Source organism: Xanthomonas sp. NCPPB 3583 (assembly GCF_041475715.2).
GTDB classification, from domain to species: Bacteria; Pseudomonadota; Gammaproteobacteria; order Xanthomonadales; family Xanthomonadaceae; genus Xanthomonas; species Xanthomonas euvesicatoria.
Genome location: NZ_CM191263.1, coordinates 3628418 through 3643257, shown reverse-complemented (window position 1 = coordinate 3643257; position 14840 = coordinate 3628418). Strand labels below are relative to the sequence as shown.

General features: G+C 67.2%; 13 protein-coding genes, 1 pseudogene and 1 riboswitch. Of the genes and pseudogenes, 13 read left to right on the top strand and 1 reads right to left on the bottom strand.

Going from position 1 to position 14840, the window contains the following annotated elements:
* Positions 1-44: 44 nt before the first annotated feature.
* The gene (locus ACCQ07_RS15790) at positions 45-371 is read right to left on the bottom strand and encodes a GIY-YIG nuclease family protein (protein ID WP_033479402.1); all 327 of its coding nucleotides are present in this window, start codon (positions 369-371) and stop codon (positions 45-47) included.
* A gap of 179 nt (positions 372-550) precedes the next feature.
* On the opposite strand from ACCQ07_RS15790, the pseudogene ACCQ07_RS15785 reads away from it, so the two are divergent.
* From ACCQ07_RS15785 to ACCQ07_RS15725, 13 genes and pseudogenes are all read left to right on the top strand, one after another.
* Positions 551-1058 (top strand): annotated as a pseudogene (locus ACCQ07_RS15785) (ATP-binding cassette domain-containing protein); the annotation flags it as partial.
* Positions 1059-1340: 282 nt separating this feature from the next.
* On the top strand, positions 1341-3926 hold the full coding sequence (gene clpB, locus ACCQ07_RS15780) for an ATP-dependent chaperone ClpB (protein WP_218488483.1): 2586 nt from the start codon (positions 1341-1343) through the stop codon (positions 3924-3926).
* A gap of 147 nt (positions 3927-4073) precedes the next feature.
* Positions 4074-4297: riboswitch (cobalamin riboswitch) on the top strand.
* Positions 4298-4411: 114 nt separating this feature from the next.
* Positions 4412-6289, top strand: a complete 1878-nt coding sequence (btuB, locus tag ACCQ07_RS15775; protein WP_277574690.1) for a TonB-dependent vitamin B12 receptor — start codon at positions 4412-4414, stop codon at positions 6287-6289.
* Positions 6290-6568: 279 nt separating this feature from the next.
* A complete protein-coding gene (locus ACCQ07_RS15770; RefSeq protein ID WP_029820041.1) occupies positions 6569-7162 on the top strand; it encodes a hypothetical protein in 594 nt (197 codons plus the stop codon).
* Positions 7162-7773 (top strand): hypothetical protein, encoded by a 612-nt coding sequence (locus ACCQ07_RS15765; protein ID WP_008571050.1) that lies wholly within the window; start codon positions 7162-7164, stop codon positions 7771-7773. The genes ACCQ07_RS15770 and ACCQ07_RS15765 overlap by 1 nt, the downstream gene beginning before the upstream one ends.
* Entirely contained in the window at positions 7770-8381 is a 612-nt protein-coding gene (gene cobO, locus ACCQ07_RS15760; protein ID WP_372164213.1) for a cob(I)yrinic acid a,c-diamide adenosyltransferase, read from the top strand. Before ACCQ07_RS15765 ends, cobO begins: the two co-directional genes overlap by 4 nt.
* Positions 8382-8451: 70 nt before the next feature.
* On the top strand, positions 8452-9366 hold the full coding sequence (cbiB, locus tag ACCQ07_RS15755; RefSeq protein ID WP_372363446.1) for an adenosylcobinamide-phosphate synthase CbiB: 915 nt from the start codon (positions 8452-8454) through the stop codon (positions 9364-9366).
* A gap of 93 nt (positions 9367-9459) precedes the next feature.
* On the top strand, positions 9460-10443 hold the full coding sequence (cobD, locus tag ACCQ07_RS15750) for a threonine-phosphate decarboxylase CobD (RefSeq protein WP_184419757.1): 984 nt from the start codon (positions 9460-9462) through the stop codon (positions 10441-10443).
* Positions 10440-11915, top strand: a complete 1476-nt coding sequence (locus ACCQ07_RS15745; RefSeq protein ID WP_372164211.1) for a cobyric acid synthase — start codon at positions 10440-10442, stop codon at positions 11913-11915. The genes cobD and ACCQ07_RS15745 overlap by 4 nt, the downstream gene beginning before the upstream one ends.
* On the top strand, positions 11903-12427 hold the full coding sequence (gene cobU / locus ACCQ07_RS15740) for a bifunctional adenosylcobinamide kinase/adenosylcobinamide-phosphate guanylyltransferase (protein ID WP_277572549.1): 525 nt from the start codon (positions 11903-11905) through the stop codon (positions 12425-12427). Before ACCQ07_RS15745 ends, cobU begins: the two co-directional genes overlap by 13 nt.
* On the top strand, positions 12420-13466 hold the full coding sequence (cobT, locus tag ACCQ07_RS15735; RefSeq protein WP_014090830.1) for a nicotinate-nucleotide--dimethylbenzimidazole phosphoribosyltransferase: 1047 nt from the start codon (positions 12420-12422) through the stop codon (positions 13464-13466). The genes cobU and cobT overlap by 8 nt, the downstream gene beginning before the upstream one ends.
* Entirely contained in the window at positions 13463-14077 is a 615-nt protein-coding gene (locus tag ACCQ07_RS15730) for a histidine phosphatase family protein (protein WP_218498481.1), read from the top strand. Before cobT ends, ACCQ07_RS15730 begins: the two co-directional genes overlap by 4 nt.
* Positions 14074-14808, top strand: a complete 735-nt coding sequence (locus ACCQ07_RS15725) for an adenosylcobinamide-GDP ribazoletransferase (RefSeq protein ID WP_372164209.1) — start codon at positions 14074-14076, stop codon at positions 14806-14808. The genes ACCQ07_RS15730 and ACCQ07_RS15725 overlap by 4 nt, the downstream gene beginning before the upstream one ends.
* Positions 14809-14840 lie beyond the last annotated feature (32 nt).

Below are 14840 nucleotides of genomic sequence, written 5' to 3'. Positions count from 1 at the left end.
GCGCCGCTCCGCATGTCGGGCGCTGCAGGGTAGAAAAACGACGGCTAGACGGGCGTGATCGATGCGTCAGCAGGTTGTGACTCCGCACCGTTCGGTTGTGCCTGCAGCCAGGCGAGCTTGCGCGCACGTGGCTGGCGCTTGAGCGCGCACTCTGCGCGCGAAGCGCTGGCGCGGTCCGGGTACCGGTGGCTGGCGAGCAGCTGCACGGGCGGATTGGCACGCGTGTAACGCGCACCAGTACCACGCAGATGGGCCTGGAAGCGCCGCTCCAGATCGTTGGTAATGCCGGAGTAATAGCTGCCGTTGCGACATAGCAGCAGGTAGAGGTGCCAGGGCTTGGGAGCATCCATCGGCGCATTATCGCCACTCATGCGCGATTGTGCAGCGTGCATGCATGCCAGAGCTTGGTGCATTCGCTACCGCCAACGCACCGGACTGAATAACCACCTGAGCATTGGTTACTGGACGCTTGGGGCGCCGGCAAACAGCATGCCGTATCGCATCGCTCGGTCGAGCTGGTCTTGTTGCCTGCACGCCAGTCGTGCGGCGCCGGGCCGGTCGCGCGCAGGCGCAGCAGGCGCTGGACGCGGTGGGCCTGGGCATGCGCGGCAACGCGTGGCCGTCCACGCTGTCCGGCGGCCAACGTCGGCCGGTGGCGCCGGCACGTGCATTGGTGCATCGGCCGCGGCTGTTGCTGCTGGACGAACCGTTGGGGCGCTGGATGCATCGAGCCGTATCGTGATGCAGCAGCAAATCGTGCGGTTGTGGCGGCAGCACGGGTTTGCGTTGGTGTTGGTCACCCACGACGTGGCCGAGGCGAGCGCGCTGGCCGATCGCATCGTGGTGCTCGATCACGGCAAGGTCGGCCTGGATGTGGCGGGCCCGTGCCGCATCCGCGTGCGCCCGGGCTGCCGGCGCTGGCGACGATCCAGGCACAGGTGCTGTCGCGTCTGCTGGGCGCGACACAGGTGCCGGAGCCAGCTGCCCCGAAGGCGCAGATGCGCCATGCGGCACCCCGCGAGACGACGGCACAGGAAGCCTCGCCGTTGCAACGCATCCCCCAGCCCCGCGCGTGTGGGGCTCAGCTCCCGCGACCATACCGGCCCCTGCGCGCCGTTTCACCCACCGCCCAGGGCGACACGCGGCGTGGCTGGCGGGTGCGTCACCCTGCGGAAGCCACCTGCACTTACACCGCCACTTACACCGCTTCGCCGAGCCGCCTGGGCAGCGCCGGCCTGGCCGCTTGCATCTCCAGCACCGGCAAACCTTGAAACCTCGCTCGCCAACCGCATCTGCACGATATCGCCGGCGGTGCCGGCCACCTGTTCAGAGGATCTCCCATGCGGATGGACAAGCTCACCTCGCGGTTCCAGCAGGCGCTGGCCGACGCGCAGTCGCTGGCTGTGGGCCGCGACCACAACATCATCGAGCCGGTGCACGTGCTGGCCGCGCTGCTCGACCAGAGCGGCGGCAGCACGCGCCCGCTGCTGTCGCAGGCCGGCGTCAACGTACCGCTGCTGCGCGAGCGCCTGGGCGAGGCGCTGGACACGCTGCCCAAGGTGTCCGGGCAGGAAGGCAATCTGTCGATCGGCAACGATCTCAATCGCCTGCTCAACCAGACCGACAAGCTCGCCCAGCAACATGGCGACGCGTTCATCGCCAGCGAATGGTTCGTGCTGGCCGCTGCCGACGATGCCAGCCCGCTGGGCGTGGCGTTGCGCGCGGCCGGTGGCGACAAGAAGAAGATCGAAGCGGCCATCGACAAGCTGCGTGGCGGGGAAACCGTGCAGTCTGAAAACGCCGAAGAACAGCGCCAGGCGCTGGAGAAATACACCATCGACCTGACCGCACGCGCCGAGAGCGGCAAGCTCGATCCGGTGATCGGCCGCGACGAGGAAATCCGCCGCACCATCCAGGTGCTGCAACGGCGCACCAAGAACAACCCGGTGCTGATCGGCGAACCCGGCGTGGGCAAGACCGCCATTGTCGAAGGCCTGGCCCAGCGCATCATCAACGGCGAAGTGCCCGAAGGCCTGCGCGGCAAGCGCGTACTCTCGCTGGACATGGGCGCGTTGATCGCCGGCGCCAAATTCCGCGGCGAATTCGAAGAGCGCCTGAAGGCGGTGCTCGGCGACCTGTCGAAGAACGAGGGCCAGATCATCCTGTTCATCGACGAGCTGCACACCATGGTCGGTGCCGGCAAGGCCGATGGCGCGATGGATGCCGGCAACATGCTCAAGCCGGCGCTGGCACGCGGCGAGCTGCATTGCATCGGCGCCACCACGCTGGACGAATACCGCAAGTACATCGAAAAAGACGCCGCACTGGAGCGCCGTTTCCAGAAAGTGTTCGTGGGCGAGCCGACTGTGGAAGACACCATCGCGATCCTGCGCGGCCTGAAGGAGCGCTACGCGGTGCATCACGGCGTGGAGATCACCGACCCGGCCATCGTGGCCGCGGCCACGCTGTCCAACCGCTACATCACCGACCGCCAGCTGCCGGACAAGGCCATCGACCTAATGGACGAAGCGGCATCGCGTATCCGCATGGAGATCGACTCCAAGCCCGAAGAACTCGACCGCCTGGAGCGCCGCCTGATCCAGCTCAAGATCCAGCGCGAGATGCTCAAGAAGGAAAAGGACGAGGCCTCGCGGCAACGCCTGGCTGATCTGGAAAGCGATATCGACAAGCTCGAACGCGAGTTTTCCGACCTCAATGAAGTGTGGAAGTCGGAAAAGGCCGCGCTGCAGGGCACCACCAAGATCAAGGAGCAGATCGAGCACGCCAAGCTGGAACTGGAGGCCGCACAGCGCCGCCAGGACTACGCCAAGATGAGCGAGATCCAGTACGGCGTGCTGCCGCAACTGGAAAAGCAGATGCTGCTGGCCAACGAGGTGGAACACCACGATTTCAAGCTGGTGCAGGACCGCGTGACCGCCGAGGAAATCGCCGAAGTTGTGTCGCGCTGGACCGGCATTCCGGTCAACAAGATGCTCGAAGGCGAGCGCGACAAGTTGTTGCGCATGGAAGACGAATTGCATCATCGCGTGGTCGGTCAGAACGAGGCGATCAAGGTGGTGTCCGATGCGGTGCGCCGCTCGCGTGCCGGCCTGTCCGACCCGAACCGCCCCAGTGGCTCGTTCCTGTTCTTAGGTCCCACCGGCGTGGGCAAGACCGAACTGTGCAAGGCGCTGGCGGATTTCCTGTTCGACAGCACCGAGGCGATGATCCGCATCGACATGAGCGAGTTCATGGAGAAGCATTCGGTCGCACGCCTGATCGGCGCGCCTCCGGGCTATGTGGGCTATGAAGAGGGCGGTTACCTCACCGAGGCCGTGCGTCGTCGTCCGTATTCGCTGATCCTGCTGGACGAAGTGGAAAAGGCGCATCCGGATGTGTTCAACATCCTGCTGCAGGTACTCGACGATGGCCGCCTGACCGATGGCCAGGGCCGTACCGTGGACTTCCGCAATACCGTCATCGTGATGACCTCCAACCTGGGCTCGCACCAGATCCAGGAGCTGTCCGGCGACGATAGCGCCGAGGCGTATACGCAGATGAAGGCCGCGGTGATGGGCGTGGTGCAGGCGCACTTCCGCCCGGAGTTCATCAACCGGCTGGACGACATCGTGGTGTTCCATCCGCTGGACAAGGCGCAGATCAAGTCGATTGCGCGCATCCAGTTGCAAGGCCTGGAAAAACGCCTGGCCGAGCGCGGACTCAAGCTGGACCTGGACGATGCGGCGCTGGAGGTGCTGGGCAATGTCGGCTTCGATCCGGTGTACGGCGCCCGCCCGCTCAAACGCGCGATCCAGTCGCAGGTGGAGAACCCGCTGGCGCAGCAGATCCTGTCCGGCCAGTATCTCAGCGGCGAGAGCGTGCGCGTGCGCGCCGACGGCGGGCGGCTGGTGTTTACCAAGGACTGAGTACGCGGCCCGCACGGCGTAGGAGCGCACCTGGGCGCGATGGCTTTACCGGGAACGCCCATCGCGCCCAGGTGCGCTCCTACGTCGAGCTGGAACGTGCTTCTGGCCGTCGCCGCCGATCTCGGCGGCGCGGTGCGCCAATCCTGCTACCATGCGCGCCCCTGAGGTGACTGCCGGTTGGCCGGCGGTTTAAACGGGAATCCGGTGCGCGCGTCGCCTTGGGCCAGGCGCAATTCCGGAGCTGCCCCCGCAACGGTGGGCGAGGCCAGGTGCCGCAACATGCCACTGTGCAGCCGCATGGGAAGGCGCGGCATCGGAAGCACCAGCTTCCACTCGCGAGCCCGGAGACCGGCCTGAGGGATTGACCCGGCATGCGGTGGGCGTGGCCTTGCTCGTCTGACGCTGCGCGCCGGACGCCTGGCCCGTTGCTGCTTGCCGCCCGATTGCCCACGCGCGGGTTGGCGCGGTTCCAGGAGCAGCAGTTGATGTCCCTTTCTTCCGTTTCGCCGCGTCGTGCCGTGCTCGTCGTGGGGCTGTCGCTGTGCGCTGCCACTGCGGCCCAGGCCGAGGCCGCCATCGATCTGGACCAAGTCGTGGTCACCGCCTCGCGCACCGCACAGACCCAGGACCAGGCCCTGGCACCGGTCACGGTGATCGACCGCGCACAGATCGAGCGTCGTCAGGTCAATTCGCTGCAGGACCTGTTGCGCGGCGAAGCGGGCGTGTCGCTGGCCAACAATGGCGGACCCGGCAAGGCGACCTCGCTGTTCCTGCGCGGCACCGAGGCCGACCAGGTGGTGGTGCTGATCGATGGCGTGCGCATCGGCTCGGCGACCGCCGGCGGTGCGGCGCTGCAGGATGTGCCGATCGAGCAGATCGAACGCATCGAAATCGTGCGTGGCCCGTTTTCCAGCCTGTATGGCTCCGAAGCGCTGGGCGGTGTGATCCAGATCTTTACCCGACGCCCGCAAGGCAGTGTCGTGCCGACCTTGAGCGTGGCGGCCGGCAGCGACAACGCGCGCCGCTACGGCGCGGGCATCGCCGGGCGCAGCCCGGGCGATCTGAGCGATGCCGGTGGTTGGTATTCGGTGAACGCCGTGCACGACGAAACCGACGGTATCAACGCGTATCTGGATACCAGCTCCAGCGCCTATGACCCGGACCGCGACGGCTATCGCAACGATTCGTTGAGCGCGCAGGGCGGCTGGCGTTTCAATCGCCAGTGGGATGCCGATGTGCATGCAATGCGCGCGCAGAGCCGCAACGAATACGACGGTTCGGCATTCGGCGGCAATCTGGGCAAGGGCGTGCAGCAGGCCATCGGCGGCCGCGTGCGCTATGCGCCGAGCGAGGCGCTCACGCTCACTGCCAGCGTGGGCGCCAGCGCCGATCTGAGCGATGCGTATTACCAAGGCGCCTACCTGTCGACCTACGACACCCGCCGCAAGCAGGGTGCGTTGCAGGCCGATCTCGACACCGGCCCCGGTCTGCTCACGGTCGGCTTCGATTGGCAGCGCGACGCCATCGCCAGCAGCGACAATTACGATGCCGACAGCCGCATCGACCGCGCCGCATTTGCGCAGTGGCAGCAGACCTTTGGCAGCCAATCGCTGCAGGCCAGCCTGCGCCGCAACGACAACAGCCAGTTCGGCGGCAAGACTACCGGCAGCCTGCTGTGGGGTTGGGATCTGGCCGAGCATCTGCGCTTGACGGCCAGCTACGGCACTGCGTTCAAGGCACCCACCTTCAACGAGTTGTACTACCCCGATTACGGAAACCCGCTGCTCGGGCCGGAAACCTCCAGGAGTGCCGAGCTCGGTCTGCGCGGTCGCTACGATTGGGGCACCTGGACGCTCAGCGCGTTCCAGACCCGTATCGACGATCTCATCGCTTACGACGCGTCGTTGGTGGATGCCACGCACCCGTTCGGGCAGCCGAATAATATCGATCGGGCGCGCATCCGCGGCGTGGAAGCCGGCTACGACACCGCGCTGGCCGGCTGGACCGTGCGCAGCGCGTTGACCTGGCTTGCGCCGCAGGCCGATGGTGAAGTCAATCATGGCAATTGGTTGCCGCGGCGTGCACGCCAGAGCGGGCGTATCGATGCCGACCGCAGCATCGGTGCATTCGGCATTGGCGCGAGCCTGTTCGGTTCGGGTGCTCGCTACGACGATCTGGCCAATACCGATCGGTTGGCCGGCTACGGCTTGCTGGATCTGCGCGTGAGTTATGCAGTGAATGCGGACTGGAAGGTGCAATTTGCCGCCAACAATGTGTTCGACCGCCACTACGAAACCGCACGCTGGTATGCCCAGCCAGGCCGCAATTATCTGCTGACCTTCCGCTACCAACCGGCGCACTGAGAGCAGCCGACGACACGACCGCGCAGCCACCGCATGGTTGCGGGCGGTGCCCGGATCCGCATGGACCAGGCGGATACTGCGTCTGCTCATGCTGTCTGCATGCGCCTGGCGAGTGCGCGCGACATTGTGTTAGCCCATCCAAGCGCGCCGCCGACACCGGCTGCGCAGTCGGCGCTTGCCGCTGGGTGCAAGGATCGCTACGGTTTGCAGGGGGCGATCATTTGCCAGATGTCTGTTGCGCCATCCGGGTGGCGATCGAAAATCTGAAGGAAACTATCGATGCCGCCTTTATCCCGCTCGTGCGAACGCCTGGTGTTCATCGCTTCGATGCTGCTGATGACCGCGACCCGCTTCCATCATGTCAGTGACTGGCTGCACCTGCCGGATGCCTCCATGGCGGTGTTCTTTCTCGGTGGCCTGGCATTGCGGCGGCACGGCGACTTCGTTGCCTTGCTGGGGTTGTCGGTGGCGATCGATTGGGCTGCAGTGCGCCTGGCCGGCGTCAGCGACTTCTGCATCACGGCGGCCTACGCGGCCTTGCCGGTGGCCTATGGCGTGCTCTGGTACGCCGGGCGCGCATCTCTCGCACGTGGGCGGCCAGGCGCTGCGTCGCTGAGCATCGCCTGGGGTCTGGGCACCTTGGCCGCCGTGCTGTCGTTCTTGATCTCCAATGGCGCGTTCTACTGGTGGGGCGGGCGCTATGCCGACCCGCACTGGGCGCAGTACCTGCAGCGCGCCTGGCAGTGGGGGCCGTTGTTCGTGCGCACCACAGCGCTGTATCTGGCGGTGGTGCTGGCAGCCGCATGGTGCGTGCTGCGCTGGCGTCATCTGCACGCCGCAGCGCCGTTGTCCACGCCATCGGATGTGTCGTGATGGTGGCGCGGCGCGCTGCAGCGACACCGTTGCCGTTGCCGTTGCACGGCACAGCGGCCAGAGCGTGCGGCATCGCACTTGCCGGCTTGATGGTCTGTGCGCGCGGCGAGCATTTTGCAAATGTGGATGCCTTGCCCACGGCCTCATGGGCGGTATTTTTTCTGGCCGGTGCGCTGCTACGCCCGCTGTGGATGTTGCCGCTGCTGTTCGGGATCGTATCGCTGCTGGATCTGATCGGCCTGGCCTCGGGCAGCAGCAGCGACTGGTGCCTGTCGCCGGCGTACTGGGCGTTGGCATTGGCGTACGCCGCGTTGTGGTGGGGCGGGCTGCTGTTTGCATCGCAACTGCAGCGCCAGGCCTGGCGTCGCGTCACCGGGCCGCTGTTGGCCTTGCTGATCAGCGGCAGCGCCGCCTATGTGCTCTCCAAGGCCGGTTTCTATTTCCTGTCTGGTCGCTACCCGCATGCCACGCTCAGCGGGTTCATTGCGCGCGTGCCGGCGGACTATCCACACGCACTTGCAACACTGGCCGGCTATATCGGCCTGGCTTTCGCCCTGTTGGCTGCACACCGCGCCGCTGGTGCACGTCCACCCATGGGAGCACGCGCATGACCGCCCCCGAGCACGATGAGGCGCATTACCGCGAACGCGCGCAGCGCAAGAAGGAATTGGTCGACCGGCGCATTGCACGTGCAGTGATCGACCGCGGTGTGCTGCTGGTCAATACCGGCAATGGCAAGGGCAAGAGCTCGTCCGGCTTCGGCATGCTGGCGCGCTCGCTTGGGCATGGCCTGCATTGCGGCGTGGTGCAATTCATCAAGGGCACGTTTTCGACCGGCGAAGAAGCGTTTTTCCGTCGCTTTCCGGATCTGCTCGATTATCACGTCATGGGCGAAGGCTTCACCTGGGAAACCCAGGACCGCGCACGCGACATCGCCGCCGTGCAGGCGGCCTGGCAGCGCGCGCGCGGCATGCTGGCCGATGCGCGCTACGACTTCGTGCTGCTGGACGAACTCAACATCGCCCTGGTGAAGGACTACATCGCGCTGGATGAGGTGCTTGCTGCCGTGGCCGCGCGGCCGCCCGGCCAGCATGTGGTGATTACCGGGCGCGGCGCGCCGGCCGGGTTGATCGAGGTCGCCGACACCGTGACCGAGATGCGCCTGGTCAAGCACGCCTTCAATGCCGGCATCAAGGCGCAACTCGGCATCGAGCTGTAGCCGTGGGCGTGCGCGCGCAATGCCTTGCATGGCTCGGCATGTTGGCTGGCATGCGCCGGGACTGCACGCCATGCTGCTGGTGACTGCCACCGTTGCCGTGCTGCTGGACTTGCTGCTCGGCGAGCCGCGGCGCGGACATCCGCTGGTGCTGTTCGGCACCTGGGCGCAACGTATCGAAGCGCGCCTGCACTCCAACCGACGCAGCGCGGGCGTCCTGGCGTGGTGCGTGAGCGTGTTGCCGTTGACCTGTGTCGCTGCAGTGGTGCAATGGGGGCTGTGGTGCGTGTCGCCCTGGGCGGCGGCCGCGTTCGCCGCGATCACGCTGTATCTGGCGCTGGGCCTGCGTAGCCTGGGCGAACACGCGCAAGCGGTGATCGATGCGCTGCAGGTCACTGATCTGCCTGCCGCCCGCGCTGCAGTGGGTCGTATCGTCAGCCGCGATACGGCTGCGCTGGACGCCACCCAAGTCGCTGCCGCAGCGACCGAGTCGGTCTTGGAAAACGGCAGCGACGCCTTGTTCGCCGCGCTGTTCTGGGGCGTCGCGCTGGGCGCACCGGGCGCGGTGTTGTACCGGCTGTCCAATACGCTGGATGCCATGTGGGGCTATCGCACGCCGCGCTACGTCAACTTCGGCTGGGCCGCGGCGCGCATCGACGATGCGTTGAACTGGCTGCCGGCGCGGCTCACCGCAGCGACCTACGCCGTGCTGGGTCGCACCCGTGCGGGCATGCGCTGCGCGTGGCGGCAGGGACGCGGCTGGAAGAGCCCCAATGCCGGCCCCGTGATGGCGGCGGGCGCAGGCGCGCTGCATGTCCGATTGGGCGGGCCTGCGCCGTACCACGGCCATTGGCAGCCGCGCCCCGCGCTGGGCGAGGGCGCGGCAGCAAGCGCAAACAGCGTGCAACGCGCATTGCGGCTGGTGCGCGCCGGGGTCGCGTTCTGGCTGCTGCTGGGCGCGCTGGCAACCGCGCTGGCGATGCGATGATCGGCACGCGGATGGCCTGGCGTTGCACCAACACGCACCGGCGCACCGTTCACGCCGGCGCAGGTAGCGCCGTTCCATCGCCGGGAGTGCGCAATGCTTGAACATGGCGGGCGCCTGCGCCGCGCTGCGCAGGCTTACAACATTCCGCTCGCGCACTGGCTGGACCTGTCCACCGGCGTGAGCCCGTTCGCCTGGCCGGTGCCCGCCATTCCGGAACATGCGTGGCAGCGCTTGCCGGAAGACGACGATGGCCTGGCAGAGTGCGCGGCTGCCTATTACGGCGCGCCGCAGGTACTGCCGGTGGCCGGCTCGCAGGCGGCGATTCAGGCCTTGCCACTGCTGCGCGCGCCCGGCCGCGTCGGCGTACTTACGCCTGGCTACGCCGAGCATGCACAGGCATGGCGGCGTGCCGGGCATCAGGTCGTGCCGATGAGCGCGGCGCAATTGCTGCACGCAGGTGAGACGCTGGATGTGGCCGTGCTGATTCATCCCAATAATCCATGCGCCGAGTGCTTCGATCCCGACACGCTGCTGCAGTTGCATGCGCGGCTTGCAGCACGCGGCGGGTGGCTGGTGATCGACGAGGCCTTCATGGATGCGACCCCGCGACACAGCGTCTGCGCTTTCAGCCAGCGGCCCGGTCTGGTGGTGCTGCGCTCGGTGGGCAAGTTCTTCGGCATGGCAGGCGCACGTGCGGGCTTTGTCTGCGCAGATCGCGCATTGCTGGATGCCGTGCGCGAACGCTTGGGACCATGGACGCTGAGCGGGCCGGCGCGATGGGCCGTGCAGCAGGCATTGGCCGATACGCCGTGGCAGGTTCAGGCACGTGCGCGTCTGCACGCGGCCTCGCAGCGGCTTGCGCAGCTGTTGCATGCGCATGCGATCGTACCTACCGCAGGCACGGCGTTCTTTCAGTGGTGCCGGCGCGACGACGCGGCTGCCTTGCACGTCGCGCTGGCGCAACGCGGCATTTTGACGCGGCTGTTCGACACACCGAACAGTCTGCGCCTGGGTCTTCCACCCGACGCCGCGGGCGAGGCGCGCCTGGGCGTGGCACTGCGCCAGGTGCTGGCATGAGCGCGCGCGTCCTGATGGTGCAGGGCTGCACCTCCGATGCGGGCAAGAGCACGCTGGTGGCCGCGCTGTGCCGGTGGCTGCATCGGCAGGGCATTGCGGTGGCGCCATTCAAGCCGCAGAACATGGCGTTGAATTCGGCAGTGACGGTGGACGGTGGCGAAATCGGCCGCGCGCAGGCATTGCAGGCACAGGCATGCGGGCTGGAGCCGCAGACCGATTTCAACCCGGTGTTGCTCAAGCCCGACAGCGATACCGGTGCGCAGGTCATCGTGCACGGGCATCCGGTCGCCACCCTGGATGCGGTGGGCTATCACGCCTACAAGGCGACCGCATTCAACGCCGTGTTGGCCTCGCACACGCGCCTGGTCGAGCGCTTCGATGTGGTGCTGGTGGAAGGTGCCGGCAGCCCGGCCGAGATCAATTTGCGCGACAACGACATCGCCAACATGGGCTATGCCGAAGCGGTGGACTGCGCCGTGATCCTGGTGGCCGACATCGACCGCGGCGGCGTGTTCGCTCATCTGGTCGGCACGCTGGCGTTGCTCTCGGCCAGCGAGCGCGCACGCGTTGCCGGTGTTGTGATCAACCGGTTTCGCGGAGATCTGGCGCTGCTGCAGCCCGGCCTGGCGTGGCTGGAGCGCGAAACGGGCAAGCCGGTGCTCGGCGTCCTTCCGTATCTGCACGGCCTGCAGCTGGATGCCGAAGATGCGGTGCCACGCAACGCGCCGCAGAAACCACAGTCGCAATTGCGCGTGGTGGTGCCGGTGCTGCCGCGCATCAGCAATCACACCGATATCGACGCGTTGCTGGCGCATCCGCAGGTGGATGTGCATTTGATCGGTCCCGGGCAGACGCCGCCGCCGTGCGATCTGATCCTGCTGCCGGGCAGCAAATCCACCCGGCACGATCTGCAGTGGCTGCGTACGCACGGGTGGGACGCCGCCATTGCCCGTCACCTGCGCTACGGCGGAAAACTGCTTGGCATCTGCGGTGGACTGCAGATGCTGGGCACCCATCTCCACGACCCGGATGGCATCGAGGGGGCAGCGGGCAGCAGCCCCGGTCTTGGGTGGCTGTCGCTGCAAACCACGCTGCAGCCGCACAAGCAACTGCTTCGCGTGCACGGGCGCCTGCTGCTGGGCGATGCCAGTGTCAGCGGCTATGAAATTCACTGCGGTCTCAGCAGCGGCGCCGCATTGGCACGGCCATTGCTGCAGCTGGACGATGGGCGTACCGATGGCGCCATCTCCGACGACGGCCAGGTGCTCGGCACCTATGTGCATGGGGTGTTCGACCACCCGCAGGCACTGGCTGCATTGCTGGCGTGGGCCGGTCTGGCGCAGGCCGCGCCACTGGATCTTGCCGCGCTGCGCGAAGCCAGCCTGGAGCGTCTGGCCGATGCGGTGCACACGCATCTGGATACCGCGGCACTGACACGCCTCATCAGCAGGGAACCGGCATGCGGCAACTGATTCTTGGCGGCGCCCGTTCGGGCAAGAGCGCACTGGCCGAGCGCATCGCGGCAGCGTCCGGGCGCGCAGTGACTTACCTGGCCACAGCGCAAGCCTTCGATGACGAAATGCATCGGCGCATTGCCCATCACCGCAGCCAACGCCCCGCGCATTGGCAGTGCGTGGAAGAGCCCATCGCGCTGGCGGCGACGTTGCAGGCGCATGCCGCGCCGGATCGCTGCGTGCTGGTGGATTGCCTGACCCTGTGGCTGAGCAATCTGCTCAGCCACCCGGATGCAGGCGTGTTCGCGCGCGAGCGCGATGCGCTGCTGGCAACGCTGCCGCAGTTGCCGGGGCAGATCCTGCTGGTCAGCAACGAAGTGGGGCAGGGCATCGTGCCGTTGGGCGAACTCACGCGTCGGTTTGTGGACGAGGCTGGCTGGCTGCATCAGGCATTGGCGCTACAGTGCGAGCGTGTGGTGTTGGTGGTGGCAGGATTGCCGATGGTGTTGAAGGAGAGCGCGTGTGAGTAGCGATTGGATCTTTGGTGCCTGCGCAGTGCCGGACGCGCGCATGCGCTCTGCCGCGCTTGCCCGGCAGGAACAGCTGACCAAGCCGCCCGGCGCATTGGGCCGGCTGGAACACCTGGCAGTGCAGCTGGCCGCCTGGCAACGCACCGACCGGCCCGGAGTGCAGCGGGTCTGGATCGCGGTGTATGCCGCCGACCATGGCGTAGCGGCCGAAGGAGTCTCGGCTTTTCCGCAGGCAGTGACCGGCGAGATGGTGCGCAATTTCGCACGCGGTGGCGCCGCCATTGCGGTACTGGCGCGCGAGCTGGGCGCGCGGCTGGAAGTGGTGAATCTGGGCGTGGTCAACGACCCCGGCGACCTGCCGCGGGTGCGGCGTGCCTGGATTGCGCCTAGCAGCGCCAATATCTGCGAGCAGCCGGCGATGACGGCCACCCAATTGCGCGATGCGCTCGCCGCCGGTGCCGACAGCATCGCGCAGGCCAAGAGTTGCGATACCCAGCTATTTGTCGGCGGCGAGATGGGCATCGGCAACACCACCGCCGCCGCGGCGCTGGGCTGCGCCCTGCTGTCGCAGTTTCCGCAGGCGATGGCCGGCGCAGGCACCGGCCTGGATGCCGAAGGCATCGCGCACAAGGCCACCGTGATCACGCGTGCGCTGGCCTTGCATGCCGATGCATCGAGCCCGCTGGAGCGTCTGCGCCGGCTGGGCGGATTCGAAATCGCTGCCTTGGTCGGCGCCTATATCGCCGCCGCGCAGGCCGGCATCCCGGTGCTGGTGGATGGCTTCATCACCACGGCGGCGGCACTGGTGGCCACTCGCCTGAATCCCGGCGTGCGCGAGTGGTTGTTGTTCGGGCATCGCTCGCAGGAGCGTGGGCATGCAGCGCTGCTGCGCGCAATGGATGCCGAGCCCTTGCTGCAACTGGACCTGCGTCTGGGCGAAGCCAGCGGCGCGGCGGTGGCGATTCCGCTGCTGCGCAGCGCCTGCGCCTTGCATAACGGCATGGCGACGTTTGCCGAAGCCGGGGTGTCGGACGCATGAGCGCGCAAATCACCTTGTTGCGGCATGGCGACACCGGGCAACGCAGCTATCGCGGCCAGCTCGACGACCCGCTCACCGAACTGGGCTGGCAGCAATTGCGTGCGGCCACTGCCGATGGCACGTGGGACGCAGTCGTGGCGTCCACGTTGCAGCGCTGCGCGTTGTTCGCCACCGAGCTTGCCCACGCGCGTGCCATTCCGCTGCAGCTGGACCGGCGCCTGCGCGAATATCACTTCGGCCGCTGGCAGGGCGTGCCCGTGGCCGACATCGATCGCGACGAAGGGCAAGCGCTGGGCCGCTTCTGGGCCGACCCGGTGCGCCATCCGCCACCGCAGGCCGAACCGTTTACCGACTTCTGCGCGCGTCTGTCGGCCGCGCTCGATGCCATCGTCGCCCGCTACCCGGCACAGCGCGTGCTGGTGGTCACCCACGGCGGCGCCATCCGCGCGTTGCAGTGCCTGGTCGCCGGGAGTGGCTTCGGCCGGATGACCGAACTGGCAGTGCCGCATGCGTCGCTGCATTCGCTGGCCTGGCCGCCGACCGACGCGGCTGGCGGCTTGAGATCGCCGGTCTCATCCACGGCATTGCCACTGGCGCACGACACCGAATGATCGACGGGTTGCTGGCGGCGATCGGGTTCCTGACCCGCATCCCGGTGCCCGCCCGGGTGTTCACCCGGCCCGGCGCGCAGGCGCGTTCGCTGCCGTGGTACCCGGCCGTCGGACTGCTGATCGGCGCAGTGGTGAGCGCGTTGGCGTGGTGTTTGCGGGATGCGGCGGCGTTGCTCGGGGCCGCGATGTTGTTGAGCAGCTGGGTCTGGTTTACCGGCGCCTTGCACATCGACGGCCTGGCAGACACCGCCGATGCCTGGGTCGGCGGCATGGGCGATCGCACGCGCACCCTGGCGATCATGAAAGATCCCACCAGCGGCCCGATGGCGGTGACTGCGATCGTGCTGATCTTGCTGCTCAAATACACGGCGCTGGCTGCCCTGTTGCCCACGGCGCCGGGTGGGGTGTGGCTTGCTCCGCTGCTGGCGCGCACGGCGCTGGTAGCGGCTTTTTTGACGACGCCGTACGTGCGTGCCGGCGGGCTTGGCAGTGGCCTGGTTGGCAGTTCGCGTGCTGGCTTGCTGTTGTCGTTGCTGCTCGGGCTGGCCTGCGCCTTCGCCGTCGGGCGCTTGCGCGGCATGCTGGCCTGCGCAGTGGCGAGTGTGGTGTTGGTAATGTGGCGTCGTGCCTGCCTGCAGCGCCTGGGCGGCATGACCGGCGATACCTGCGGTGCATTGGTGGAGATCAGCGAAACAGCGGTGCTGGTGGCCTTGGCGCTGCAAACGAGCTGAAGGCTGGGTGCGACGCGATTGCGCTGAAAACG